The 26,213-nt window shown below is 72.2% G+C and carries 19 protein-coding genes and 3 pseudogenes; 21 read left to right on the top strand and 1 reads right to left on the bottom strand.

What is annotated here, in order from left to right; translation table 11 throughout:
• Positions 1 to 72 precede the first annotated feature (72 nt).
• The 11 genes from UW392_RS19640 to UW392_RS19590 all read left to right on the top strand — a co-directional run bounded on the left by UW392_RS19640 (position 73) and on the right by UW392_RS19590 (position 13,249).
• Complete coding sequence (locus UW392_RS19640; RefSeq protein ID WP_320776336.1) at positions 73 to 1,035, top strand: helix-turn-helix transcriptional regulator; 963 nt, start codon at positions 73 to 75, stop codon at positions 1,033 to 1,035.
• A 164-nt stretch (positions 1,036 to 1,199) separates the two neighbouring features.
• On the top strand, positions 1,200 to 2,045 hold the full coding sequence (locus tag UW392_RS19635) for a hypothetical protein (protein ID WP_320776335.1): 846 nt from the start codon (positions 1,200 to 1,202) through the stop codon (positions 2,043 to 2,045).
• Positions 2,042 to 2,866: a hypothetical protein gene (locus UW392_RS19630; RefSeq protein ID WP_320776334.1), complete on the top strand. Its 825-nt coding sequence runs from the start codon at positions 2,042 to 2,044 to the stop codon at positions 2,864 to 2,866. The genes UW392_RS19635 and UW392_RS19630 overlap by 4 nt, the downstream gene beginning before the upstream one ends.
• Positions 2,867 to 3,008: 142 nt before the next feature.
• Positions 3,009 to 4,391, top strand: a complete 1,383-nt coding sequence (locus UW392_RS19625) for a nitrate/nitrite transporter (protein ID WP_320776333.1) — start codon at positions 3,009 to 3,011, stop codon at positions 4,389 to 4,391.
• Positions 4,392 to 4,594: 203 nt separating this feature from the next.
• Entirely contained in the window at positions 4,595 to 5,755 is a 1,161-nt protein-coding gene (locus UW392_RS19620; RefSeq protein ID WP_320776332.1) for a uroporphyrinogen-III synthase, read from the top strand.
• Between the two features lie 185 nt (positions 5,756 to 5,940).
• Complete coding sequence (locus UW392_RS19615) at positions 5,941 to 6,570, top strand: CGNR zinc finger domain-containing protein (RefSeq protein WP_320776331.1); 630 nt, start codon at positions 5,941 to 5,943, stop codon at positions 6,568 to 6,570.
• 309 nt (positions 6,571 to 6,879) lie between these two features.
• Positions 6,880 to 7,458, top strand: a complete 579-nt coding sequence (locus tag UW392_RS19610; RefSeq protein WP_320776330.1) for a sigma-70 family RNA polymerase sigma factor — start codon at positions 6,880 to 6,882, stop codon at positions 7,456 to 7,458.
• The gene (locus UW392_RS19605) at positions 7,455 to 8,288 is read left to right on the top strand and encodes a zf-HC2 domain-containing protein (protein WP_320776329.1); all 834 of its coding nucleotides are present in this window, start codon (positions 7,455 to 7,457) and stop codon (positions 8,286 to 8,288) included. The genes UW392_RS19610 and UW392_RS19605 overlap by 4 nt, the downstream gene beginning before the upstream one ends.
• A 151-nt stretch (positions 8,289 to 8,439) precedes the next feature.
• On the top strand, positions 8,440 to 10,761 hold the full coding sequence (locus UW392_RS19600) for a HelD family protein (protein WP_320776328.1): 2,322 nt from the start codon (positions 8,440 to 8,442) through the stop codon (positions 10,759 to 10,761).
• A gap of 364 nt (positions 10,762 to 11,125) precedes the next feature.
• Positions 11,126 to 12,547 carry an NAD-dependent malic enzyme gene (locus UW392_RS19595; protein WP_320776327.1) on the top strand — a complete coding sequence of 474 codons (1,422 nt, stop codon included), beginning with the start codon at positions 11,126 to 11,128 and terminating at the stop codon, positions 12,545 to 12,547.
• A gap of 420 nt (positions 12,548 to 12,967) precedes the next feature.
• Positions 12,968 to 13,249, top strand: coding sequence for an HU family DNA-binding protein (locus UW392_RS19590; protein WP_007382399.1), 282 nt, complete (start codon positions 12,968 to 12,970; stop codon positions 13,247 to 13,249).
• A 115-nt stretch (positions 13,250 to 13,364) separates the two neighbouring features.
• Here the strand turns inward: UW392_RS19590 and murA are convergent, their stop codons facing one another.
• Positions 13,365 to 14,711: a UDP-N-acetylglucosamine 1-carboxyvinyltransferase gene (murA, locus tag UW392_RS19585; protein ID WP_320776326.1), complete on the bottom strand. Its 1,347-nt coding sequence runs from the start codon at positions 14,709 to 14,711 to the stop codon at positions 13,365 to 13,367.
• A gap of 273 nt (positions 14,712 to 14,984) precedes the next feature.
• On the opposite strand from murA, the gene UW392_RS19580 reads away from it, so the two are divergent.
• The 10 genes and pseudogenes from UW392_RS19580 to UW392_RS19535 all read left to right on the top strand — a co-directional run bounded on the left by UW392_RS19580 (position 14,985) and on the right by UW392_RS19535 (position 26,139).
• A complete protein-coding gene (locus UW392_RS19580; protein ID WP_320776325.1) occupies positions 14,985 to 15,557 on the top strand; it encodes a YqgE/AlgH family protein in 573 nt (190 codons plus the stop codon).
• A 29-nt stretch (positions 15,558 to 15,586) separates the two neighbouring features.
• Positions 15,587 to 15,880 carry a DUF3039 domain-containing protein gene (locus UW392_RS19575; RefSeq protein ID WP_320776324.1) on the top strand — a complete coding sequence of 98 codons (294 nt, stop codon included), beginning with the start codon at positions 15,587 to 15,589 and terminating at the stop codon, positions 15,878 to 15,880.
• A 239-nt stretch (positions 15,881 to 16,119) separates the two neighbouring features.
• Positions 16,120 to 16,538: pseudogene (locus UW392_RS19570) on the top strand (ABC transporter substrate-binding protein); the annotation flags it as partial.
• Positions 16,539 to 16,675: 137 nt separating this feature from the next.
• Positions 16,676 to 17,911 carry a transposase gene (locus UW392_RS19565; protein ID WP_320776323.1) on the top strand — a complete coding sequence of 412 codons (1,236 nt, stop codon included), beginning with the start codon at positions 16,676 to 16,678 and terminating at the stop codon, positions 17,909 to 17,911.
• A gap of 3 nt (positions 17,912 to 17,914) precedes the next feature.
• Positions 17,915 to 18,112 (top strand): annotated as a pseudogene (locus UW392_RS19560) (sugar ABC transporter permease); the annotation flags it as partial.
• Positions 18,113 to 18,174: 62 nt separating this feature from the next.
• Positions 18,175 to 19,020: pseudogene (locus tag UW392_RS19555) on the top strand (carbohydrate ABC transporter permease).
• A 4-nt stretch (positions 19,021 to 19,024) separates the two neighbouring features.
• On the top strand, positions 19,025 to 20,698 hold the full coding sequence (locus tag UW392_RS19550) for a beta-N-acetylhexosaminidase (RefSeq protein ID WP_320776322.1): 1,674 nt from the start codon (positions 19,025 to 19,027) through the stop codon (positions 20,696 to 20,698).
• 331 nt (positions 20,699 to 21,029) lie between these two features.
• Positions 21,030 to 21,923, top strand: a complete 894-nt coding sequence (locus UW392_RS19545; protein WP_320776321.1) for an FAD binding domain-containing protein — start codon at positions 21,030 to 21,032, stop codon at positions 21,921 to 21,923.
• Positions 21,920 to 23,836, top strand: a complete 1,917-nt coding sequence (locus UW392_RS19540; RefSeq protein WP_320776320.1) for a 2Fe-2S iron-sulfur cluster-binding protein — start codon at positions 21,920 to 21,922, stop codon at positions 23,834 to 23,836. Before UW392_RS19545 ends, UW392_RS19540 begins: the two co-directional genes overlap by 4 nt.
• Positions 23,833 to 26,139, top strand: coding sequence for a xanthine dehydrogenase family protein molybdopterin-binding subunit (locus UW392_RS19535; RefSeq protein ID WP_320776319.1), 2,307 nt, complete (start codon positions 23,833 to 23,835; stop codon positions 26,137 to 26,139). Before UW392_RS19540 ends, UW392_RS19535 begins: the two co-directional genes overlap by 4 nt.
• Positions 26,140 to 26,213 lie beyond the last annotated feature (74 nt).

Genomic DNA, 26,213 nt, shown 5'->3' with positions numbered 1-26,213 from the left:
CCACTGGAGCGTGCCGGGCAATCATGACGGGATCCGTCGTGTTTCCCGGGAAGTCCTGGGAATCTTGGTTGCGTGACCCCTGACCGCTTCTTCTCGCTGCTGCTGGCACTGCAGTCCCGACAGACCACGACGACCGCCGACCTGGCGGCTCAGGTCGGTGTGTCGGTCCGTACCGTCCTGCGGGACCTGCGGTGGCTGCAGGAGGCGGGCTTTCCGCTGCTGGTGCGGCGCGGTCGCACGGGTGGGGTGACGCTCCTGCCCGGGGGGCGGCTCGACGCGGCGCGGCTCACCCCGGACGAACGGGACCACCTCGCGCTCCACGGCCTCGACGACCAGCAGCGCGAGCAACTGGGAGCCGCGGGCCAGACCCGGCGCGCGCACCAGAAGGTGCGGTCGGTGCTGCGTCCGTCCGTCGTCGACGGGCTGCCGCTCAGCGCGGTCGTCACCACCGACAACCGGCCGTGGTTCCTCCGAGACGCGGAGAGCGAAGATCTGCCGTCGGCAGCTCTGGTAAGTGATCTGCGGCGCGGTGTACGACTGCGTGTTCGTTACCGCCGGTCCGAGGAGAACGCGCCCACGTGGCGGGTCGTCGATCCCTACGGCCTGCTGGCCAAGGCCGGGCGGTGGTACCTCGTGGCGGACTGCGCGGGCCGTCCCCGACTGCACGCCCTGGAGCGGCTGAGTGAGTGGGAGGCCCTGCGCGTACCCCGTCGACTGCGGCCGGAGGCGACCCTGAACAGCGTCGCGGCACAGCTGACGGCGAGCTGGGAGAGTCCGGACGGCCCGGACACCGTCCGGATCCACGCCGAGCTCGACGCGGACCAGCTCGACAGGGCGAGGCGTATCCTCGGCCGCCGGCTGACCGTTCAGGACGCCGTGGACTCGCGGCGCGTGCGCATCACGCTCTCCGGCCGGAACGTGGACGACGTCCGCATGCTCCTGCAGTTCGGCGACCGGGTCACCGTGACCGGCCCTCCGGCAGCGCGCGAGCGCGTCCGGCAGCTGGCTGCGGAGCTTCTGCGGACACATGCGTGAGGCGAGGCGCTCCTGCGCCTGCTCCACGGGTCGTTCCGGCAGGTAGCGACCGTGTAACCGTGTACGGGACGCACTTGCGAGCGTGCGTGGCGTGGTGGTTGTTTGGAGCGTGGGGCGGGTGTTCCTTCGACTCGCCGACGTGATCCGAGGAGTGACACCCGCCGATGACCCAGCCTCCCGGCCCGCCGCCGCAGGACGACGGTTACGAGCTTCAGCCGCCGCAGCCTCCTCAGCAGCAGCAAGCGCAGCAACCACAGCAGCCGCCGTATCCCGGGTCGTACGGCCAGTCGCCGCAGCCCCAGCAGCCCTACGGCGCCCCCGTGCCGCCCCCCTACCCGGGCCAGGCCCCGCCCCCGTACGGGGCGCCGTACGGCAGCTACCCGCCCCCGCCCGCGCCGCCGGGCGACGGGGGCGCCAGGAAGAAGACGGCCCTGATCGTCGCGGCCGCCGCGGTGATCGTGGCGGTGTGCGGCGTCGGGATCTTCCTCGCCACCGGCAGCGGGGGCGACGACGGCGAACGCACGGCCGGCGGCAGCGTCTCGGCGGCGCCGAGCGTGACCGCGGGGGAGAGCGAGGCGGCGGCCGGCCTCCCGTCCCCGTCGGTGGAGGAGTCGGACGAGGAGCCGTACGGCCTCGGCTCCGGCGGCGCCTCGGACGACGAGGCCGGTGACAAGGCCGGTGACGCGCCGGCCGAGCCCGCCGTCGAGGGGCAGTGGCAGGACGCGGAGATCAGGACCCTCACGGTCGGCTCGAAGTACGAGTCCGGCGACATGAAGGACAAGTACGCCCTCTCCTACATAGACATCGCCGGCGGCAAGGGCATCCTGACCGGTCTCGGTGCCTATCGCGACGACGACTCCTTCCGCATGGCCCTGAAGCCCATGGGGACGGCGAGCACGGACGACTCCGACCTCATCTACGGCACGGTGCGCCGTGACGGCGACGACGTGGTCATCAGCTGGGACGAGGGCGGCAGCGACACCCTCGAGTACATCGGGGCGGTGCCGTGAGCAAGCGGCAGACGCGGAAGATGCTCCAGCTGATGGCCACGGGAGAACCCGTCGAGGTCACCAGCGCCATGGCGTCCGTGACGAAGCTGGCCCGACTGGCCTACGTGGCGCAGCAGTTCGGGTACGAGTACGCGGACGTACGGCAGGGCAGCGGTCACAACAGCGCGCTGAGGATGCTCATCGTGCCCGACCCGAGCCCCCGGGCGCGGGAACGGGCCGCGCGCACCTGGGCGCAGTACCCGAACGCCGGGGACGGCACCTCCCTGCCGCCGGCCCCACCGGACGCCCTCGAACTGCTCAAGGCCCGCATCAACTTCGACCTGACCGGCCGGAGCGCCGAGCGGCGCGTGGTCCTCGGCGCGCTCGGGCTGACCGTCGGCATGGTCATCGGCCTGGTGCGGGTGGGCGAGGGCGGACGGCCCTTCGTGCTCGGGGTGTGGGGCGCGCTCATGGCCGTGCTGGGCATCGGGTTCCTCGTCAACCGCAAGCGCAACGCGCGGTTCGCGGCCCGGCTCCGGGCGGCCGGTTTCGTCGCGGTGACGGACGAGCGGGGACGGGTCCGCCAGGTGCCGCCCGGCGGACAGCTGCCGGGCCACGGGAACCCGTTCGCGGCACAGCAGCAAGGGCAGTACCAAGGACACCAGCCGGGGCAGTACCACGGACAACCGTACGGTTCGTTCCCGCAGCAACCGAACCCCTACCAGCAGCCCGGCCCCTACGGCTACGCCCAGCCCAACCCCTACCAGCAGCCCAGCCCCTACCAGCAGCAGCCGGCTCCACCGCCACCGCCTCCCCCTGCCCCTCCCCACCCCCGGCCCTGACCGCCTCCACCTCACCGCCGCGCCCGCGGGCCGGTGAGAGCAACGTTCCCTACCGGTCACCCATGGCCACAGGGCGGAAACGCGCCCTCCCTACCTTCGGATCTCGTCACCCCAGGCGAGCACCGGAGAACGTGGAGGCGTCATGACAGCCCCGAGCACGACCCCCGCACCGCGCAGGGGAGGCCGCTGGATCGAGCACTGGGATCCGGAGGACGAGGCCTTCTGGAACGAGACCGGTGAGCGCGTCGCCCGCCGCAACCTGTGGTTCTCCGTGCTGTCCGAGCACATCGGGTTCTCGATCTGGACCCTGTGGTCGGTGATGGTGCTGTTCATGGGCCCGGAGTACGGGCTCGGCGCGGCCGACAAGTTCACCATCGTGTCGATGGCGACGCTGGTCGGCGCGATCGTGCGGGTGCCGTACACCTTCGCGGTCGCCGTGTTCGGCGGGCGGAACTGGACGATCGTCTCGGCGGGACTGCTGCTCGTGCCGACGGTCGCCGCGTTCGTGGTGATGGAGCCGGGGACGTCGTTCACCACGTTCCTGGTGTGCGCCATGCTCGCGGGCATCGGCGGCGGCAACTTCGCCTCCAGCATGACCAACATCAACGCCTTCTTCCCGCTGCGGAAGAAGGGCTGGGCCCTCGGCCTCAACGCGGGCGGCGGCAACGTCGGCGTGCCCGTCGTCCAGCTCATCGGCCTCGCCGTCATCGGGGCGAGCGGCGGCCCGCGCGTGCTGCTCGGCATCTACATCCCGTTCATCGTGGTCGCCGCCGTGCTCGCCGCGCTGCGCATGGACAACATCGCCTCCCTGTCGAACGACACCGGCGCCGCCAAGGACGCCGTGCGGGAGCCGCACACCTGGGTCATGTCGTTCCTGTACGTCGGCACGTTCGGCTCGTTCATCGGCTACAGCTTCGCGTTCGGTCTCGTGCTGCAGACCCAGTTCGGCCGTACGCCGCTGCAGGCCGCGTACGTCACCTTCATCGGCCCGCTGCTCGGCTCGCTGATCCGGCCGGTGGGCGGCGCGCTCGCCGACCGTTACGGCGGGGCGCGGATCACGCTGTGGAACTACGTCGGCATGGCCGCGGCCACCGGTGTCGTCGTGATCGCGTCCATGCGGGAGTCGCTGCCGCTGTTCACCGTCGCGTTCATCGCCCTGTTCGTGCTCAGCGGCCTCGGCAACGGCTCGACGTACAAGATGATCCCCGGCATCTTCCAGGCGAAGGCGCTGGCCGAGGGGATGCGGGGCGAGGAGGCGGCCGCGTACGGGCGCCGGCTGTCCGGTGCCTCCATGGGGCTCATCGGCGCGGTGGGCGCGCTCGGCGGGCTCGGCATCAACCTCGCCTTCCGGCAGTCCTTCCTCTCGGTCGGCTCCGGCACCGGCGCCTTCGTCGCCTTCCTCGCCTTCTACGCGGTCTGCTTCGCGGTCACCTGGGCCGTATACCTTCGCCGTCCGGCGGGCGAGGGTGCGCAGGTCACGGCCACCGCCGAGGCGAAGCCGCAGCGGAGCTACGCGGAGGTGTGACGGGAACCCGCCCCGTCCGGGGGACACTGGAACGAGAGCCGGTGACGGTGGCGGAAGAGCGCAGCCGGCCCCTTCGCACGCACGGGGCGGCATCGGTAACGCCGCCGACATGAACCGGAACCGAGTCTGTCACGCGCCGTTGACAGGCTCGTTTCCGCACGCAGGCGCAGGGCAGGCGCACCGAGTCGACCGCGGGACGGGGCATGCACGACGTACAGCAGCGACCAGAGCGTCCGGACCACGGGCCCCTCGCCGGGTTCACCGTGGGCGTGACGGCAGCGCGGCGCGCCGACGAGCTCGGCGCCCTGCTCCAGCGGCGTGGTGCGTCCGTCCTCCATGCCCCCGCCCTGCGCATCGTGCCGCTCGCCGATGACAGCGAACTGCTCGCCGCCACCAAGGACCTCCTCGACCGGGCGCCGGACGTCGTCGTCGCCACCACGGCCATCGGCTTCCGCGGCTGGATCGAGGCCGCCGAGGGCTGGGGGCTCGGCGAGGCCCTGCTCGGCCGGCTCGGAGAGGTGGAGCTGCTGGCCCGCGGACCCAAGGTCAAGGGCGCCATACGGGCCGCCGGGCTGACGGAGGAGTGGTCGCCCTCCTCGGAGTCCATGGCGGAGGTGCTCGACCGGCTGCTGGAGGAGGGGGTGGACGGCCGGCGCGTCGCCGTCCAGCTGCACGGCGAACCGCTGCCCGGCTTCGTCGAGGCGCTGAGGGCCGGGGGAGCGGAGGTGGTGGGCGTCCCCGTCTACCGCTGGATGCCCCCGGAGGACCTCGGCCCCGTCGACCGGCTGCTGGACACGACGGTCGCCCGCGGTCTGGACGCGGTCACCTTCACGAGCGCGCCCGCGGCGGCCTCCCTGCTGTCCCGGGCCGAGGACCGCGGGCTGCTGCCGGAGCTGCTCGCCGCCCTCCGCCACGACGTGCTGCCCGCGTGCGTGGGCCCGGTCACCGCGCTGCCCCTGCAGTCGCGGGGCGTGGACACGGTGCAGCCCGAGCGGTTCCGGCTCGGGCCGCTGGTGCAGCTGCTCTGCCAGGAGCTGCCCGGGCGGGCCAGGGTGCTGCCCGTCGCCGGTCACCGGCTGGAGATCCGCGGCCACGCGGTGCTCGTGGACGGCGCGCTGCGGCCCGTGCCGCCCGCCGGGATGTCCTTGCTGCGGACGCTGTGCAAACGGCCGGGCTGGGTCGTGTCCCGGGCGGAGCTGCTGCGGGCGCTGCCGGGGGCCGGGCGCGACGAACACGCCGTGGAGACGGCGATGGCCCGGCTGCGGACGGCGCTCGGGGCGCCGAAGCTGGTCCAGACGGTGGTCAAGCGGGGGTACCGGCTGGCGCTGGACCCGGCCGCGGACTCGAAGTACGGGGACGGCTGAGCGCGTCCGGACGGGGGCCGGCCCGGCGACGGCGGCGTGGCAGAAGTGGGTGCGCGGCCTTCCGGTCGGGCGCGCGTGCGGGCACTGTAGGGGGTACGAACCGTGGGTGACCCCAAGGCGGTGACAGGCACATGGCACCCGGCACGGCATCCGGCACAGCCACGGCCCCGGCCACGACTTCGCGCGTGTCCTCCCCCTCCTCTCCCTCCTCTCCCTCCTCTCCCTCCTCTTCTTCCGCACCCCCGCCCCCGTACGAGCCCCGATTCGACTGCGGCAGGCTCTGTCTCGACCTCCTCGCGACCACGCACCCCGAGGAACAGCTCCGCTCGCCGGACCGGCTGCGGGCCTGGATCGCGGGGGCCGGCCTCGTTCCCGCGGGGACGCCGCTGGCGGAGACCGACGCGTCCTGGGTGACGGGCTTCCGGCACCTGCGCGGCAGTGTCGGTCTGCTGGTGCGGGGCGCGGGGGACGCCCGGCTGTACGAGGCCGCGCTCGGCCGGGTCAACGCGTTCGCGCGCGCGGCGACACCGACACCGCGTGCCGTACGGACGGACGAGGGGACCCTGGTCCGGGTGCTGGAGACGCCGCCGGACTGCGCGGCGCTGCTGGCCGTGGTCGCGCGGGACGCGGTGGAGCTGCTGACCGATCCGGTGGCGTGGGGCGGGCTGCGGCAGTGCGCCGGGGACAACTGCCCCCTCGTGTACGTCGACACCTCCCGGGGCCGGCGGCGCCGGTGGTGCTCCAGCGACACGTGCGGCAACCGGGAGCGGGTGGCCCGGCACCGGAGGCGGGCCGCCGCGCTGGCGCGCACCTGACGTATTCGCGTACTCCGTAATCAGGAGTCACCGGGAAAAATTCGCCGAAGGTCATTCCTTCCCGACCGGTGCGCGCCTTCCGCTAGAAATGCGCGACAAATGGACAATTGGCCGCGCGAAGCGAAGAAACCTGCGAACCCCCTGGTCACATGCGGTCCGCAGGGGGAATTCCCCTACCTTGTACCCCGAGGTCTCGGCGAGATCACAGAAATGTGCGCGTCCTTTGAACATGCGGCCGGTCCCCTCCGTACCTCGGGATGAGCGACCGACTGGGGGACCCCGGTCGAATCGGGGACACCGGAGGTAGCCGTGCGCAAGGATTCCGCTGTGGCCGATGACCGCCCGCACAGGGCCCGACATCGAGCGTCACAGTCGTCATCGGAGCCCGATGAGGAACTGATGCGTGCGCTCTACCGCGAACATGCGGGACCGTTGCTCGCGTACGTGCTGCGTCTGGTCGCGGGGGACCGGCAACGTGCCGAGGACGTGGTGCAGGAAACGCTCATCCGTGCCTGGAAGAACGCCGGTCAGCTCAACAGAGCGACCGGTTCGGTACGCCCCTGGCTGGTGACGGTCGCACGCCGCATCGTCATCGACGGCCACCGCAGCCGGCAGGCCCGGCCGCAGGAGGTCGACCCGTCGCCGCTGGAGGTCATCCCCGCGGAGGACGAGATCGACAAGGCGCTGTGGCTGATGACACTCTCGGACGCACTGGACGACCTGACCCCTGCCCACCGGGAGGTCCTGGTGGAAACGTACTTCAAAGGACGTACCGTCAATGAGGCGGCCGAGACGCTGGGCATCCCCAGCGGCACGGTCCGCTCACGGGTGTTCTACGCCCTGCGGTCGATGAAGCTGGCTCTCGAGGAGCGCGGGGTGACGGCATGAACATGTACGGGGGACACGGAGCCGCCGGCGGTTCCGGTCCACTGCGGGGCCTGCAACCGGGCGACGGTCCCGGCGACATCCACGAGACCGTGGGCGCCTACGCCCTCGGCATCCTGGACGACGCCGAGGCGTCCCAGTTCGAGGCGCACCTCGCGGGCTGCGAATGGTGCGCCCAGCAACTCGACGAACTGGCCGGGATGGAGCCGATGCTGGCCGCGCTCGCGGACCTGCCCGGCGCGCAGGGCAGCCCCGCCCTCGGGGAGACCCTGGCGGCCAAGCCGAGTCCGCGGCTCACCGAGCGGCTGGTCGACGAGGTCGCCGAACGCCGTGCGCGCAAACGCCGGCGCAACTACTACATGGTCGCGGCCGCGGCCGCGCTCATCGTCGGCGGGCCCGTGACGGCGATCGCGGTCACCGGCGGCGACGGGAGCACAAACGTTCAGGCGGGGGAGACCCGGAGCGCCACCAGCCCGGCCAAGGACGCGTTCCTGAACCGGGACGACAAGGTGACCGCCACCGACCCGACCACCGAGGCCAGCGCCACCGTCGCCGTGGAGTCCAAGGCCTGGGGCACCGACACCGTGCTCGAACTGAAGAACATCAAGGGCGAGGAGAAGTGCTCGCTGATCGCCGTCGGCAAGAACGGCGAGCGGGAGACCGCGACCACCTGGTCGGTCCCCGCATGGGGCTACGGCCTTCCCGACGCCACCACCGAAGAGGCCAAGGAACCGCTCTACGTGCAGGGCGGCGTGGCCATGGAGGTGAACGACATCGACCACTTCGTGGTGATGACCTTCGGCGGGGAGAAGATCGTCGAGGTGGACATGTAGGGCGGATGTGCAAGGGAGACGAGGACGTCCGGTGGGCGTTCCGTCGGACATCCGCGGTGGACCGGTGAACACACCCCGGGAGGACGCGTAGCCTCCCGGGGTCCCCTTCGCGTACGGTTGACGGCTGCCCAGCACGTCAGAAGGGACCCCGGTGGCCGCTCAGGTTCAGCAGGAGGCCGCGCTCGGCCCGGCTCACGATTCGGTTCGTGAGCGGGAGATCGGCATCGAACAGGAACACCTGGACCGGGTGTACCACCGCCTCGAGGAGAAGATCCACGAGGCGGAGTTCCTGATGGACGACGCCGTCAAGCGCGGTCAGGTCGGCACGCCCGGCGCACTCGCCGAGCGCGACGCGCAGGTCTTCCGGGCGGGCATCCACCTGAACCGGCTGAACAACGAGTACGAGGACTTCCTCTTCGGTCGCATCGACCTGCTGCTCGGCAAGGACGGCGAGAAGGGCCCCGACGGCGCGTACACGGCGGTGGAGCCCGCGGAGGGCGCCGTCCGGGACGATGCCACCGCCGACATCGCCGAGACGCTGCACATCGGCCGCATGGGCGTCCTGGACGAGGACTACGCGCCGCTGGTCATCGACTGGCGGGCGCCCGCCGCCGCCCCCTTCTACCGCTCGACGCCGGTCGACCCCGGCCGGGTGGTCCGCCGCCGGGTCATCCGCTCCAAGGGGCGCCGGGTGCTCGGCGTCGAGGACGACCTGATGCGCCCCGAGCTGACGGCGTCCCTGGACGGGCGCGAGCTGGCCGTGGTCGGCGACGGCGCCCTGATGGCCGCGCTCGGCCGGGCCCGCAGCCACTCCATGCGGGACATCGTCTCCTCCATCCAGGCGGAGCAGGATCTCGTCATCCGGGCGCCCGCCGCCTCGGTGACGTACGTGGAGGGCGGCCCCGGCACCGGCAAGACCGCCGTCGCCCTGCACCGGGCCGCCTACCTGCTCTACCAGGACCGCCGCCGGTACGCGGGCGGCATCCTCATCGTCTCCCCGACCCCGCTCCTCGTCGCGTACACCGAGGGCGTCCTGCCCTCGCTGGGCGAGGAGGGCCAGGTCGCCATCCGCGCCCTGGGCTCCCTGGTCGACGGCGCCGGGGCCACCCTGTACGACTCCCCGGCGGTGGCCCGCGCCAAGGGCTCCTCCCGCATGCTGAAGGTGCTGCGCAAGGCCGCCCGCGGAGCCCTGGAGGGATACGATTCGCCGACCCGGCTGCGGGTCGTCGTCATGGGCCGCCGGCTGGAACTGGAGGCCGACGAGCTGGACGGGATCCGGCGCACCGCGCTCACCGGAACGGCCCCCGTCAACCTGCTCCGCCCGCGCGCCCGCAAGCTGCTCCTCGACGCCCTGTGGGCCCGCTCCGGCGCGGCCGGCCGCCACTCCGACCCGGAGCTCGCCGCCGAACTGCGCTCCTCCTTCGACGAGGACGTGACGAGCGAGGACGACTTCCTCACGTTCCTCGACACCTGGTGGCCCGAGCTCACCCCGCGCGGGGTCCTCACCGCCATGGCCGACGAGAAGCGGCTGGGCCGCTGGGCCCGGCGGACCCTCAACCCCGGTGAGGTCCGCAAGGTCGCGCGGTCGCTGAAGCGGGACGGGCTGTCCGTGCACGACGTGGCCCTGCTCGACGAGCTGCACGCGATCCTCGGCCTGCCCGCCCGCCCGCGGCGCAGGCGCGAGCTCGACCCCCTCGACCAGCTCACCGGCCTCGAGGAGCTCATGCCGGTCCGCGAGGAGTCGCAGCGGGAGCGCGCGGAGCGCCTGGCACGGGAGCGCACCGAGTACACCCATGTCATCGTCGACGAGGCCCAGGACCTCACGCCGATGCAGTGGCGCATGGTGGGCCGCCGCGGCCGGCACGCCACCTGGACGGTGGTCGGCGACCCCGCCCAGTCCTCCTGGTCCGACCCGGACGAGGCCGCAGAGGCCCGCGAGGAGGCCCTCGGCACCCGCCCCCGCCGCCGCTTCACCCTCACCGTCAACTACCGCAACCCCGCCGAGATCGCCGAGCTGGCGGCCCGGGTGCTGGCGCTCGCGATGCCCGGCTCCGAGGCCCCGACGGCGGTGCGCTCCACGGGGGTGCGGCCGCGGTTCGTGACGGCGGGCGACGGCGCGGAGGACGCGGGCGAGGGTGCCCTCGCCCGTACGGTCCGCGAGGAGGCCGCACGGCTGCTGGACCTCGTCGACGGCACGGTGGGCGTCGTCGTCGCCATGAACCGGCGCGAGCAGGCCGCCCGCTGGCTCGCCGGGCTGGGCGGCCGCGTGGTGGCGCTGGGCAGTCTGGAGGCCAAGGGGCTGGAGTACGACGCGACGATCGTCGTCTCGCCCGCGGAGATCGCCGACGAGTCCCCGGCGGGGCTGCGCGTGCTGTACGTGGCGCTGACCCGGGCCACCCAGCAGCTGACCGTGGTCTCGGGCGAGCGGGACGAACCGGACGCGGCGGGCGTACCGGACCTGCTGCGCGACTGAGGGAAGAAGAAAGGACGGGGCCCGCACCAACCGGTGCGGGCCCCGTCCTTCACGTTGATGACACCGGCCCGCCATGCTCGCCTCGCGGCAAGTGGTCGCTCGTAGCGACGAAGGTTGGGCCCGGGGGCTTGGATCGGGCCGGTGCCACATCCAAGGTAACAAACGATCCCCGCAAGGCAATTCCCGTCCCGAGTGTTCACCTCGTTCCAGGGGGCCGGGCGCACCCGTAGGACACGAACAAAACGTTCGCAATCCGGGGCGGCTACCACGTACTCGACGGTAGGTGCGACGATCGGACGGCACAAACGCGCCTGGAGCGCGAGCGCAGCACAGCAACACACCGTGAAAGCAGAGGAAGTCGGCCATGGCAACGGCGCCCAGCGTCTCCTACTCGATGACCATCCGGCTGGAGGTGCCGGCGAGCGGGACCGCCGTCTCGCAGCTCACCACCGCGGTGGAGTCCTCCGGAGGCTCGGTGACCGGCCTCGACGTCACGGCCTCCGGCCACGAGAAGCTCCGCATCGACGTCACCATCGCCGCCAGCTCGACCGCGCACGCCGACGAGATCGTCGAGCAGCTGCGCACCATCGAGGGCGTCACGCTCGGCAAGGTCTCCGACCGTACGTTCCTGATGCACCTCGGCGGCAAGATCGAGATGGCGTCCAAGCACCCCATCCGCAACCGTGACGACCTGTCCATGGTCTACACGCCGGGCGTGGCCCGCGTCTGCATGGCGATCGCCGAGAACCCCGAGGACGCCCGCCGCCTCACCATCAAGCGCAACTCCGTCGCGGTCGTGACGGACGGCTCGGCGGTCCTGGGCCTCGGCAACATCGGTCCGAAGGCCGCGCTGCCGGTCATGGAGGGCAAGGCGGCCCTGTTCAAGCGGTTCGCCGGCATCGACGCCTGGCCGATCTGCCTGGACACCCAGGACACCGACGCGATCGTGGAGATCGTCAAGGCGATCGCCCCCGGCTTCGCGGGCATCAACCTGGAGGACATCTCCGCGCCCCGCTGCTTCGAGATCGAGGCCCGGCTGCGCGAGGCCCTGGACATCCCCGTCTTCCACGACGACCAGCACGGCACCGCGATCGTCGTCCTGGCCGCCCTGACCAACGCGCTGCGCTGCACCGGCAAGGCGATCGGGGACATCCGGGTGGTGATGTCCGGCGCCGGCGCCGCGGGCACGGCCATCCTGAAGCTGCTGCTCGCCGCGGGCGTGAAGAACGCCGTCGTGGCCGACATCCACGGTGTCGTCCACTGCGACCGCGAGGACCTGGTGAACGCCGACGCGGACTCGCCGCTGAGCTGGATCGCCCGCAACACCAACCCCGAGAACCTCACGGGCACGCTGAAGCAGGCCGTGCGCGGCGCCGACGTGTTCATCGGCGTCTCGGCCCCGAACGTGCTCGACGGGGACGACGTGGCCGCCATGGCCGACGACGCCATCGTGTTCGCGCTCGCCAACCCCGACCCCGAGGTCGAGCCCACGATCGCCCGCCAGACGGCCGCGGTCGTGGCCACCGGCCGCTCCGACTTCCCCAACCAGATCAACAACGTGCTGGTCTTCCCGGGCGTCTTCCGCGGCCTGCTGGACGCCCAGTCCCGCACGGTCAACACGGACATGATGCTGGCCGCCGCGGCCGCCCTCGCGGACGTCGTCACCGAGGACGAGCTCAACCCGAACTACATCATCCCCAGCGTCTTCAACGAGAAGGTCGCGGGCGCGGTGGCCGGAGCGGTCCGCGACGCGGCCAAGGCCGCCAACGCGACGGTCCAGGGCTGAGGACCCGCGGCATCCACCGGGCCGGCCGTCGCGGTCTGTGACGGTCGCCACGGTGGGTGCCGTACCGGCGCGTCGCGGCGCGGGGGGCGCCGGACGGTCCCTTAGGGTGGCGGCCGAATCGTATGGGTCAGGCTGTCAGGACTTACGACTCCGCCACCCTCCGCGAGCGGAGCGTCACCGCTGCGTGGCCGTGGCGCTTTCCGTGTGACTCCCATGGGTGTTCGTGTGACTCCCAGGGGTGCCGGATTGGCTTTACCGCCGCAGGTGGGGGCAGGATGCCTCCCTGGGCGCAAGGGTCTGACGACGGACCCGTGCCCGGGACCTCACCGAGGACCCTGGCAGCATCGGCTTCGCCGTGCCCGACATGCGGCTCCGCCGCGTGGCACGCCTCAACGGCAAGAAGAACACGGGAGTAACAACATGAACCGCAGTGAGCTGGTGGCCGCGCTGGCCGACCGTGCCGAGGTGACCCGCAAGGACGCCGACGCCGTGCTGGCCGCGTTCGCCGAGACCGTCGGCGAGATCGTCGCCAAGGGCGACGAGAAGGTCACCATCCCCGGCTTCCTCACCTTCGAGCGCACCCACCGTGCCGCTCGCACCGCGCGCAACCCGCAGACCGGCGACCCGATCCAGATCCCGGCCGGCTACAGCGTGAAGGTCTCCGCGGGCTCCAAGCTCAAGGAAGCCGCCAAGGGCAAGTGACCCTGCCGCCCGCACGCCGCCGAAGGACTGGCGCGTACGGGGCGCAGTGACGCCAAGGGGGCGGCCACCCGGTACCGGGTGGCCGCCCCCTCGTCGTGCGCGGGAGCCCGCGGGGTCAGCCGAGCGCCTTGCCCGGCAGCTCGACCTTCGCGCCCAGCTCCACCAGCTTGTCCATGAAGTTCTCGTAGCCGCGGTTGATCAGGTCGATGCCGTGGACCCGGGAGGTGCCCTGGGCCGCGAGCGCCGCGATCAGGTACGAGAAGCCGCCGCGCAGGTCGGGGATGACCAGGTCGGCGCCCTGCAGCCGGGTCGGCCCGGAGACCACCGCGGAGTGCAGGAAGTTGCGCTGGCCGAAGCGGCAGTGGGAGCCGCCCAGGCATTCGCGGTACAGCTGGATGTGGGCGCCCATCTGGTTCAGCGCCGAGGTGAAGCCGAGCCGGGACTCGTAGACCGTCTCGTGGACGATCGACAGGCCCGTGGCCTGGGTGAGGGCCACCACCAGCGGCTGCTGCCAGTCGGTCTGGAAGCCGGGGTGGACGTCCGTCTCCAGCGCGATGGACTTCAGCTGGCCGCCGGGGTGCCAGAAGCGGATGCCCTCGTCGTCGATCTCGAAGGCGCCGCCGACCTTCCGGTAGGTGTTCAGGAAGGTCATCATCGAGCGCTGCTGGGCGCCGCGCACGTAGATGTTGCCCTCGGTCGCCAGCGCGGCGGACGCCCAGGAGGCGGCCTCCAGGCGGTCCGGGAGCGCCTGGTGGTTGTAGCCGCCGAGGCTGTCGACGCCCGTGATGCGGATGGTGCGGTCGGTGTCCATCGCGATGATGGCGCCCATCTTCTGCAGGACGCAGATGAGGTCCTCGATCTCGGGCTCCACCGCGGCGTTCGACAGCTCGGTGACGCCCTCCGCCAGCACCGCCGTCAGCAGCACCTGCTCGGTCGCGCCGACCGACGGGTACGGCAGCGCGATCTTCGTGCCGCGCAGCCGCTGCGGGGCCTCCAGGTACTGGCCGTCCGCCCGCTTGTCGATCTTCGCGCCGAACTGCCGCAGCACGTCGAAGTGGAAGTCGATGGGCCGGCCGCCGATGTCGCAGCCGCCGAGGCCCGGGATGAAGGCGTGGCCGAGGCGGTGCAGCAGCGGGCCGCAGAAGAGGATCGGGATGCGGGAGGAGCCGGCGTGCGCGTCGATGTCGGCGACGTTCGCGCTCTCCACGTGCGTCGGGTCGAGCACCAGTTCGCCCGGTTCCTCCCCCGGGCGGACCGTCACCCCGTGCAGCTGGAGCAGGCCGCGTACGACGCGCACGTCGCGGATGTCGGGGACATTGCGCAGCCGGCTCGGAGCGCTTCCGAGCAGCGCGGCGACCATTGCCTTGGGTACGAGGTTCTTCGCACCGCGGACCCGGATCTCGCCCTCCAGCGGGGTCCCGCCATGGACAAGCAGTACGTCGTCAGAGCCGTTGACGGTCATGAATCTCGCGTTCCGTGGGGTCGGGCAGGGGGGATCGGCACCCGAACGGCCCGTCGTGCGGACCGAAGCGGCATGAGCCGAACAGCAAGCGTAATGGCCGCCAACCCCCGTGAAGTAAGCGTGCGCTGGTACGACGTACGTCATGATTTCGCCACAACACGAAACGTCCCCCGGCGGACACCCTTGGTCACCGGGCGGGCGTCCGGCCCTCCCTACCCGCGGGTACGGTGATTGGCTCCCCGATCGAGGGAAAGATGCGGGATCATGTCAGGCATGACCGAGGTGTCCTCGCTGACAGGGCGGCTGCTCGTGGCCACGCCCGCTCTGGCGGACCCGAACTTCGACCGCGCGGTGGTGCTGCTCCTCGACCACGACGAGGAGGGCTCACTCGGCGTCGTCCTCAACCGGCCGACCCCGGTGGGGGTCGGCGACATCCTGGAGGGCTGGGCGCAGCTCGCGGGGGAGCCCGGCGTCGTCTTCCAGGGCGGTCCGGTCTCGCTGGACTCCGCGCTCGGTGTCGCGGTGATCCCCGGCGGGGGTTCCGCCGAGCGGACACCGCTGGGCTGGCGCCGCGTGCACGGCGCGATCGGGCTGGTCGACCTGGAGGCCCCGCCGGAGCTGCTCGCCTCGGCGCTGGGCTCGCTGCGGATCTTCGCCGGTTACGCGGGCTGGGGGCCGGGCCAGCTGGAGGACGAGCTCGTCGAGGGCGCCTGGTACGTGGTGGAGTCCGAGCCCGGGGACGTCTCCTCGCCGGCCCCCGAGCGGCTGTGGCGCGAGGTGCTCCGCCGCCAGCGCAACGAGCTCGCGATGGTCGCGACGTACCCGGACGACCCTACGCTCAACTGATGGGGGCGGCCTTCAGTACCCTTGGCGCTATGAGCACTCTCGAGCCCGAGCGCGGCACCGGTACGGGGACCCTCGTGGAGCCGACGCCGCAGGTGTCGCACGGCGACGGTGACCACGAGCGCTTCGCCCACTATGTCCAGAAGGACAAGATCATGGCGAGCGCCCTCGACGGGACGCCCGTCGTGGCCCTCTGCGGCAAGGTGTGGGTTCCGGGCCGCGACCCGAAGAAGTACCCGGTGTGCCCCATGTGCAAGGAGATCTACGAGTCCATGAGCGCCGGGGGCGACGGCGGCAAGGACGGCAAGGGCGGCGGCAAGAAGTAGCGCCACCGCCGCTCCTGGCGGCATGCGAACGGACTGACGGAACACGGCCGCGGCCCCGCTGAGCGGGGACCGCGGCTTCGCTGTGCCCGGGGGCGGTGCCCCCGCTGTGCTCGCGGACAGCGGGTCACAGATTGGTAGAGACCTCTTGTGGGTACGTTCCGGTGGTCCCTAGCCTCCTCCCAAGTTGTGCAGAGCAAAACCCCCATTGCGCATGCTGCAACGTTCGGAGGAGTAGCCGTATGAAGCCCGCTGCCCGAAACCGCCTGGGAGCCCGTCTGACCGCTCCCCTCGCCGCCCTCGTCCTCGCGGGAGTCACCGCCACCGCCTGCGCTCCCCAGACCTCCGGCACGTCCTCCCCGGAGAAGAGGACGAGAAGACCGGCACCCTGCGCGTCTGGCTCTTCCAGGAGGTCGGCAACGGGCCGAAGGAGAAGGTCGTCGACGAGGCGGTCGCCGCCTTCGAGGAGGAGCACGGCGAGGACGGTGCCGTCGACGTGACCGTCGAGTACATCCCGGTCGAGAGCCGCGCCCAGCCCATCACGGCGGCCTTCAACGACCCGGAGAGCGCCCCGGACGTCATCGAGTACGGCAACACGGACACCGCCGGCTATGTGAAGGACGGCGGACTCCTCGACGTCACCGAGGAGTTCACCTGCTTCTGCCGAGGAAGTCCCGGCCTTTCAAGGCCGGGGAGGCATTGACTTCCCGGGCCGGAGCCACGTAGCGGCGGAGCACGTTCCGTTACGCCAGGGGAACAGGTTGTGTGCCGAGCGGCAGCCTCACTAGGGTTTTCTACGTGAAGATTGTCGCGCAGGTGAAACTTCTGCCCGCGTCCGCTCATGACGCGGACGCGCTGGCGGCGACCCTGCGCGCCTGCAACCGGGCCGCGAACGCGGCCTCCGACGTGGCTTTCGCCCGCGGCCTGAAGCGGCGCAACGGGCTGCAGGATGCCGTCTATCACCAGCTCAAGGCCGACTTCGACCTCGGGGCGCAGGCCGCCGTACGGACCGTCAAAAAGGTCTGCGACGCCTACACCACGCTCCAGGCCAACATCAGGGCCGGCCATCACGGGCCGGAAGGCTCCAAGCGCCGGGCCAGGACCGAGTCCAAGCCGATCCGTTTCCGTGAGACGTCGGCGCAGCCGTACGACGACCGGATGCTGACCTGGAACCTGGACCGGCAGACCGTCTCCATCTGGACGGTGGCCGGACGCCTGAAGGGCATCCCCTTCGTCTGCTCGCCGGACGCTTGGAAGTTGCTGGCTTCCCGCAGGGGCGAGTCGGACCTGCTGATGCGCGACGGGATGTTCTTCCTGACCGCCACCGTCGACGTGCCCGAACCGCCGGTGTACGAGCCGGACGGGTTCCTCGGGGTCGACCTCGGCATCGTGAACATCGCCACCACCTCGGACGGCGACATCATGTCCGGCCGCCAGGTCGACCGCTACCGCCGGCGCAAGCGTGACCTGCGCGCCAAGCTGCAGAAGAAGCGCACCAAGAGCGCGGCCCGCGTCCTCAAGCGCAACCGGCGCAAGGAAGCCCGGTACGCCACCCAGCGCAACCACATCATCGCCAAGAAGCTCGTCGCCACCGCTGAACGCACCTCGCGGGGTATCGGACTGGAAGACTTGTCCGGCATCCGGCAGAGGGTCACGGCCAGGAAAGACCAGCGGGCACGACTGCACTCCTGGGCCTTCGCCCAGCTCGGCGCCTTCGTCGTGTACAAGGCCCGGCGGGCCGGTGTCCCGGTGGTCCACGTGGATCCCCGAAACACCTCCCGCCAGTGTTCGGAGTGTTGGCACACCCACCGCACCAACCGGGTGTCCCAGGCACGGTTCGCCTGCCGGTCCTGCGGGACCGTCCTGCACGCGGACCACAACGGCTCCCGCAACATCGCCCACCGGGCCGATGCCGCGTGGCAGCGGGGCGCAGTCAACCGCCCCAGTACCGCCCAGCGGTACCGGACGCAGGGGACCACAGTGGAGCTTCCAGCCTCACTCTGCCTGCAAGCCCGGCCCTTCGCGGCCGGGTAGTTGACGCAGATCTACGTCATGACGAACGGCGGCGGTATCGCCGGGCAGAATCTCGTGCTGAACGTGTACGCCTGTCAAATGGCGTTGGCCTCCTCCCAGTACAGCCTCGGTTCGGCGATCGGCGTGGTGATGCTGCTGATTCTGCTGGCGATCACGCTCGGCTATCTGCGGCTGCTGCGCAGACAGGGGGAGGAACTGTGAGTACGGCGCTCGTACGTCATTTCGCACGTCGTTCCGAGGCGGGTACCGCGGCGAGTTCCGGGGTGGGTACCGCGAGGCGTTTCGTGAAACGCCCCTGGCGGCTCGCCGCGGAGGTGTCCGCGCTGGTCATCGCGGTCGTGGTGGCCTTCCCGCTGTACTGGATGGTGCTCAGCGCGTTCAAGTCGACGGGGGAGATCGAGTCGTCCGAGCCACGGCCGTGGACGCTGTCGCCGACGCTGGATTCGTTCCGCCGTGTCTTCGGGTAGCAGGAATTCGGCCGCTACTTCCTCAACAGCCTGCTCGTGGCGGGCACCGTGGTGCTCGTCTCGGCGCTGATCGCTTTCCTCGCGGCGACCGCGGTGACCCGATTCCGCTTCCGTTTCCGCACCACCCTGCTGATCATGTTCCTGGTGGCGCAGATGGTGCCCGTGGAGGCGCTGGCGATCCCGCTCTTCTTCCTGCTGCGGGACGCCGGCCAGCTCAACACCCTGGGCGCGCTGATCCTGCCGCACATCGCCTTCTCGCTGCCGTTCGCGATCTGGATGCTGCGGGGTTTCGTGAAGGCCGTTCCGGAGGCGCTGGAGGAGGCCGCGTACCTGGACGGGGCGAGCCGTGCGCGATTCCTGTGGCAGATCCTTTTCCCGCTCGTCCTCCCGGGACTGGTCGCCACCAGTGTGTTCTCCTTCATCTCCGCCTGGAACGACTTCCTGTTCGCCAAGTCGTGCATCATCAGCGACACCTCCCAGTCCACACTGCCGATGGCCCTCCTGGTCCTCTACAAGCCGGACGACCCCGACTGGGGCGGAGTGATGGCGGCGTCCACGGTGATGACGATCCCGGTGCTCATTTTCTTCGTACTCGTACAACGACGACTCGTCTCCGGTCTCGGCGGAGCGGTGAAGGATTGAGGACATGACAGAGATCGCGTTGATCCCCGCCCCCCGCCGGACGTGGCCGTCGCGGTCCCACGCCGGAACGGGCTGCTCCATCGACGAGGAGACCGGGATCGAGGCGCGCCCCGGTACCGAACGGGTCGCGCGCTGGCTGCGCTCCACCATCGGCGCGGCGACCGGGTACCCACTGCCGCCGCACAGCGACGACCGGACCCGCATCCTCTTGCGGGTCGTTCCCGGGCTGGCCGGGGAGATCGGCGGCCCCGAGTCGTACCGCCTGAGGACCGACGGACACGTCGTCGCGATCGAGGGTGCGAGCGAGGCGGGCGTCTTCTGGGGCGCCCAGACCCTTCGCCAGCTGCTCGGCCCGGACGCCTTCCGGCGTGCCCCGGTGCGGGACAGGGCGGAATGGGGCCTTCCCCCGATCTCCGTCGACGACGGCCCGCGCTTCCGCTGGCGCGGCATGATGCTCGACGTGGCCCGGCACTTCACGCCGAAGGAAGGGGTGCTCCGCCACCTCGACCTGATGGCCGCGCACAAACTCAACGTCCTCCACTTCCACTTGTCGGACGACCAGGGCTGGCGCGTGGAGATAGAGCGGTACCCGAAGCTCACCGAGATCGGTTCCTGGCGCCCGCGCACCAAATTCGGCCACCGCGCCTCACCGCTGTGGGACGAGAAACCGCACGGGGGCTTCTACACCCAGGACGACATACGGGAGATCGTCGCCTACGCGGCCGAGCGGCATATCAGCGTCGTCCCCGAGATAGACGTCCCGGGACACTCGCAGGCCGCCATCGCCGCATATCCGGAACTCGGCAACACCGACGTCATCGACACGACCTCCCTCACCGTCTGGGACACCTGGGGCATCTCCCACAACGTACTCGCCCCCACTGACACCACCCTCCATTTCTACGAGGGGGTGTTCGAGGAACTCCTGGACCTGTTCCCGGCGGACGCCACCGGGCCCGCCGGATTCTCGGAATTCGTGCACATCGGCGGCGACGAGTGCCCCAAGGACCAGTGGCGGCGCTCACCGGCCGCCCGGGCGCGCATGCGGGAGCTCGGACTCGCGGACGAGGACGAGCTGCAGTCGTGGTTCGTCGGGCACTTCGCCGGCTGGCTCGCCGCGCGCGGGCGCCGTCTCATCGGCTGGGACGAGATCATCGAGGGCGGCCTCGCCCCGGGCGCCGCGGTGTCCTCCTGGCGCGGACACGGCGGCGGCGTCGCGGCGGCCCGCGCGGGCCACGACGTGGTGATGTGCCCGGAGCAGCAGGTCTACCTCGACCACCGCCAGGACGCGGGCCCCGACGAGCCGGTCCCCATCGGCTACGTGCGCACCCTGGAGGACGTCTACCGCTTCGAGCCGGTCCCGCCGGAGTTGACCCCCGAGGAGGCGCGGCACGTCCTCGGTGCGCAGGCCAACGTGTGGACGGAGGTGATGGAGGATCCCGCGCGCGTGGACTATCAGACGTACCCGCGGCTCGTGGCCCTCGCCGAGGTCGCGTGGAGCTCCCTGCCCGCCCCCGCCGACCGGGACTTCCCCGGCTTCGAGCGGCGGATGACGGCCCACTACCGGCGACTTGACGCGCTCGGCGTGGCCTACCGGCCCCCCGCGGGCCCCCGGCCCTGGCAGCGGCGCCCCGGTGTGCTCGGACGCCCGATCGAGGGGCCGCCGCCCGCCCGGTGAACTGACGCCCCGGGCGTACAACCCGCATGTACGCCCGGACGGGGCGAGCGCCCCGGGCGCCACCGCCTCCGCGAGGAGGAGGGGGCGAAAAGGTTGCGAGGAAGAGGTGAGAACGACCCGCAAGGATCACCGAAGGGTGCCAATCCGAAGACCCGGGTGATGCCGGTGGAAAAGCCCCATCACCATGCTGAGGTGGGCGAATGCCTCCTACCGGACCCCCGCGTTCGGGTTCCGCGAGAATGTGCCAGAGTTGCCACGTCCGCCCTGTCAGCACGTACCGTACGGCAGCACAGGTGGGACCAGGTGGGGCAGCGGGAAGGGGCAGCCGGTTTTGACCACGCACGCACCGCAGGCGGCGCAGGCCGTCACGCTGCCCGGCTCACTGGACGAGGCCGTGGCGGCCCTCGCGGCCATGCCCGCCGCCGTCCCCGTGGCGGGCGGCACCGACCTCATGGCCGCGGTCAACTCCGGGCAGCTCAGGCCCGCCGCGCTGGTCGGCCTCGGCCGGATCAGCGAGATCCGCGGCTGGCAGTACCAGGACGGGCACGCCCTGCTGGGCGCCGGCCTGACGCACGCGCGCATGGGGCGGCCCGACTTCGCCGCCCTCATCCCCGCGCTCGCCGCCTCCGCCCGTGCCGCGGGCCCGCCGCAGATCCGCAATGCGGGCACCCTCGGCGGCAACATCGCCTCCGCCGCGCCCACGGGCGACGCGCTGCCCGTACTGGCCGCCCTGGAAGCCACGTTGATCATCGCGGGCGCGGGCGGCGCCCGCCGCGAGATCCCGGTCTCGCACCTGCTGGCCGGCATGGAGATGCTGCGCCCCGGTGAACTCATCGGTTACGTGCGCGTGCCGCTGCTGCACGCCCCCCAGGTCTTCCTGAAGGCCACCGGACGCACCGGCCCCGGGCGGGCCACCGCGTCCGTGGCGCTCGTCCTCGACCCCGCCCGCCGCGGGGTGCGGTGCGCCGTCGGCGCCATAGCGCCCATGCCGCTGCGGCCCCTGGACGCCGAGGCCTGGGTCGCCCAGCTGATCGACTGGGACGGCGGGCGCACCCTGGTGCCCGAGGCGCTGCACGCGTTCGGCGAGTACGTCGCCGCCGCCTGCATCCCGGACCCGGCCCCCGTCGAGGACGGTTCCGTACCACCGCTTCCGCCCGCGGTACTGCAACTGCGGCGCACCGTCGCCGTACTGGCCCGACGAGCACTGGGGAGGGCACTGTCGTGACCGACGACCAGCACGGAGAGGGCACGCCCCCGCAGGGCGCGCACGGCGGCTGGGAACGGCTGCCCCAAGGGGACTACGACGACGGCGCCACCACGTTCGTCCAGCTCCCCGAGGGGGGCATCGACGCGCTGCTGGCCGCGAACAGCCCGCTCGCCGCCCCGGGGCAGGGTTACGTGCCCCCGCCGATAACGGTCACCCCCGCCACCACCGCGGGCACCGATCCGTCGGCCACGGGCACCTGGACGGTGCCGGCCGAGGGCGCGCAGTGGCCCGACCCGAACGCGGTGCCCCAGGGCACCGGCGGGCACGAGCACGAGTACGGGTACCAGCCGGGCGGCGCCGGCCAGTGGAACTACGGGGAGACCGGCCAGTACGGCGGCGACGGTCAGTACGGCGAGAACGGCTCGTACGAGGAGACCGGCCAGGAGGGTCCAGAGGCCCCCGGGCACGACGTGACCGGCCAGTGGTCGATCCCCGTCGCCGGCGGCGAGCTGCCGGACGAGTCCGGCGAGTTCACACAGTCCTCGCTGGTCGAGCAGTGGGGCGGCACCCCTCCGGCGACGCTGCCGGGCGGCGCGCCCGCGCCGTGGGCCACGGAGGCGATCGGCACGGCGTGGACGGCCCCGCCGCCGGAGCCGGCCGGGGAGCGGCCGGGGTATCCCGGCGGTGCGCCCGACGCGTACGCGCCGGGAGTGCCCGAGGAGGCGCCCCGAGAGCCGTCTGCCGAGCCGTACGCCCACGCACCGGCGGAGATGCCCGGCGAGGCCCCCGAGGGCGCTCAGGAGGCCGCTGAGGGCTCCGCGACGGCTTCCGGGCCGGCCGCCGCCGCGGAACACCCGCGGGTCCCGGACGTCACGGAGACGCTCAAGTTCCCGCAGGTGCGGATCGGTGGGTCCCCGGACGACCCGGAGGCCCTGGCCGCCATGAGGGCCGCGCACGCACCGGAGGCGCCGGAACCGTCGACGGCACCGGACGCGCCGGGCGCGCCGGTCGGTGCGGAGGACACGGGCACGGCGGACGGTGCGGACGCCGCGGAAGAGCCCGTGACGGAACCCGGCACCGACGACGACCCGGCCACCACCGCCACCGAGGCCGAACCGGCCGCCGCGGAGGTGCCCGACACGCTCGACGCCCCCGACGACGCCGACGCCGCCGACGCGTCCGTGGTGCCGGTGGACGGAACCGAGGACGCGGCGGCCGAGCAGCCCGCGGCCCCGCACGAGGACCACCCCCTCGCCTCGTACGTGCTGCGCGTGAACGGCACGGACCGGCCGGTCGCCGACGCGTGGATCGGCGAGTCGCTGCTGTACGTGCTGCGTGAGCGCCTCGGCCTCGCCGGTGCCAAGGACGGCTGCTCGCAGGGCGAGTGCGGCGCCTGCAACGTGCAGGTGGAGGGGAGGCTCGTGGCCTCCTGCCTGGTGCCCGCGGTGACCGCCGCGGGCAGCGAGGTCCGCACCGTCGAAGGACTCGCCGAGGGCGGGCAGCCCTCCGACGTGCAGCGGGCCCTCGCCACGTGCGGTGCCGTGCAGTGCGGTTTCTGCGTGCCCGGCATGGCCATGACCGTGCACGACCTGCTGGAGCGCAACCCCGCGCCGACCGAGCTGGAGACGCGCGCGGCCCTGTGCGGCAACCTGTGCCGCTGCTCCGGCTACCGGGGCGTCCTGGAGGCCGTGCGCGAGGTCGTCGCCGAACGCGAGGCGCACACGGCCGACGGGCCCGGCGTCGCACAGGACACCGGCGAGGCACGCATCCCGCACCAGGCCGGCCCCGGAGCGGGCGGCGTCAACCCGGCGGCGTACGAGGACGCGTCCGGGTACGAGGACCCGTCCCGGTACGACCCGCAGGGGCAGCCCCCGGAACCCCCGGCACAGCACGACCAGTCGTACGGCCCGGACGGAGGAAGCCAGGCGTGAGCAACGAAGCAGCCACCGCGACCCCCGCGGAGGCCGCACCGGTCCCCGATCCGCTGCCGCACGGCCTCGGCGCGTCCCTGCCGCCCGCGGACGCCCGAGCCAAGGCCGAGGGCACCTTCCCGTACGCGGCCGACCTGTGGGCCGAGGGACTGCTGTGGGCCGCCGTCCTGCGTTCCCCGCACCCCCGCGCGCGCGTGCTGTCCATCGACACCACCCACGCGCGCGAGATGCCCGGCGTACGGGCCGTCATCACCCACGAGGACGTACCGGGCGTGCCGCTGCACGGCCGCGGCAAGGCCGACCGGCCCGTCTTCGCCTCCGAGGTCGTACGGCACCACGGCGAACCCCTCGCGGCCGTCGCCGCCGACCACCCCGACACCGCGCGCATGGCGGCCGCAGCCGTCATCGTCGAGTACGAGGCCCTGGACCCGGTGACGGATCCGGAGCAGGCCTTCGAGGCCGAGCCGCTGCACCCCGACGGCAACCTGATCCGCCACATCCCGCTGCACCACGGCGACCCCGAGGCGGCCGGTGACATCGTCGTCGAGGGCCTGTACCGCATCGGCCGGCAGGACCCCGCGCCCATCGGCGCCGAGGCCGGACTCGCCGTGCCCCGCCCCGACGGCGGCGTCGAGCTGTACCTCGCCTCCACCGACCCGCACACCGACCGCGACGCGGCCGCCGCCTGCTACGGCCTCACGCCCGACCAGGTGAAGATCGTGGTCACCGGTGTCCCCGGCGCCACCGCCGACCGCGAGGACCAGGGCTTCCAGCTCCCGCTCGGCCTCCTCGCGCTGAAGACCGGCTGCCCGGTGAAGCTCGCCGCCACGCGCGAGGAGTCCTTCCTCGGCCACGCCCACCGCCACCCGACCCTGCTGCGCTACCGCCACCACGCGGACGCCGAGGGCCGGCTGGTGAAGGTGGAGGCGCAGATCCTGCTGGACGCGGGCGCGTACGCGGACACCTCCGCCGAGGCGCTGGCCGCCGCCGTGGCGTTCGCCTGCGGCCCGTACGTCGTGCCCAACGCCTTCATCGAGGGCTGGGCCGTGCGCACCAACAACCCGCCCTCCGGCCATGTGCGCGGCGAGGGCGCGATGCAGGTCTGCGCGGCCTACGAGGCGCAGATGGACAAGCTGGCGAAGAAGCTGGGCACGGACCCGGCCGAGCTGCGCATGCGCAACGTCATGTCCACCGGGGACGTGCTCCCCACCGGCCAGACGGTGACCTGCCCGGCCCCCGTCGCCGAACTCCTGCAGGCCGTCCAGGACTTCCCGCTGCCCACCCTCCCCAAGGACACCCCAGAGGAGGACTGGCTGCTCCCGGGCGGGCCCGAGGGCGCGGGCGAACCGGGCGCGGTGCGCCGGGGTGTGGGCTACGGGCTCGGCATGGTGCACATGCTGGGCGCCGAGGGCGCGGACGAGGTCTCGACGGCCACGGTGAAGGTCCAGGACGGCGTCGCGACGGTGCTGTGCGCGGCCGTGGAGACCGGCCAGGGCTTCTCGACCCTCGCCCGGCAGATCGTCCAGGAGATCCTCGGCATCGACGAGGTGCACGTGGCGCCGGTCGATACCGACCAGCCCGCCGCGGGCGCGGGTTCCCGGAGCCGGCACACCTGGGTCTCGGGCGGCGCGGTGGAGCGGGCGGCCAAGATGGTCCGCACCCAGCTCCTCCAGCCCCTGGCGCACAAGTTCGGCCTCTCCACGGAGCTGCTCCAGATCACCGACGGCAAGATCACCTCGTACGACGGCGTCCTGTCCACCACCGTGACCGAGGCGATGGACGGCAAGGAGCTCTGGGCCACCGCCCAGTGCCGCCCCCACCCGACCGAACCCCTCGACGGGGCGGGCCAGGGCGACGCCTTCGTGGGCCTGGCGTTCTGCGCGATCCGCGCGGTCGTGGACGTCGACATCGAGCTCGGCTCCGTACGCGTCGTGGAGCTCGCCGTCGCCCAGGACGTCGGCCGGATCCTCAACCCCGCCCAGCTCGCCGCCCGCATCGAGGCGGGCGTCACCCAGGGCGTCGGCGTGGCCCTCACGGAGAACCTCCGCACGGCCCGCGGCCTGGTCCGCCACCCCGACCTGACGGGCTACTCCCTCCCCACGGCCCTGGACGCGCCGGACATCCGTATCGTCAAGCTGGTCGAGGAGCGCGACGTGGTCGCCCCCTTCGGCGCGAAGGCGGTCAGCGCCGTCCCGGTGGTGACGTCCCCCGCGGCCATCGCCTCCGCGGTCCGCGCGGCCACCGGCCGCCCGGTCAACCGCCTGCCGATCCGGCCGCAGGCGGCGGTGGTGACGGGCGCGTGAGCGGGGACCGCCGACGGCTGACGGCCGATGGCTGACCGCTGACCTCGAACGTCCGCCCGTACCCGCAAGTGCTC

Source organism: Streptomyces sp. CRN 30 (assembly GCF_034105845.1).
The sequence above is the reverse complement of the archived record's forward strand: the minus strand, read 5'-3'. Positions and strand labels throughout refer to the sequence as shown.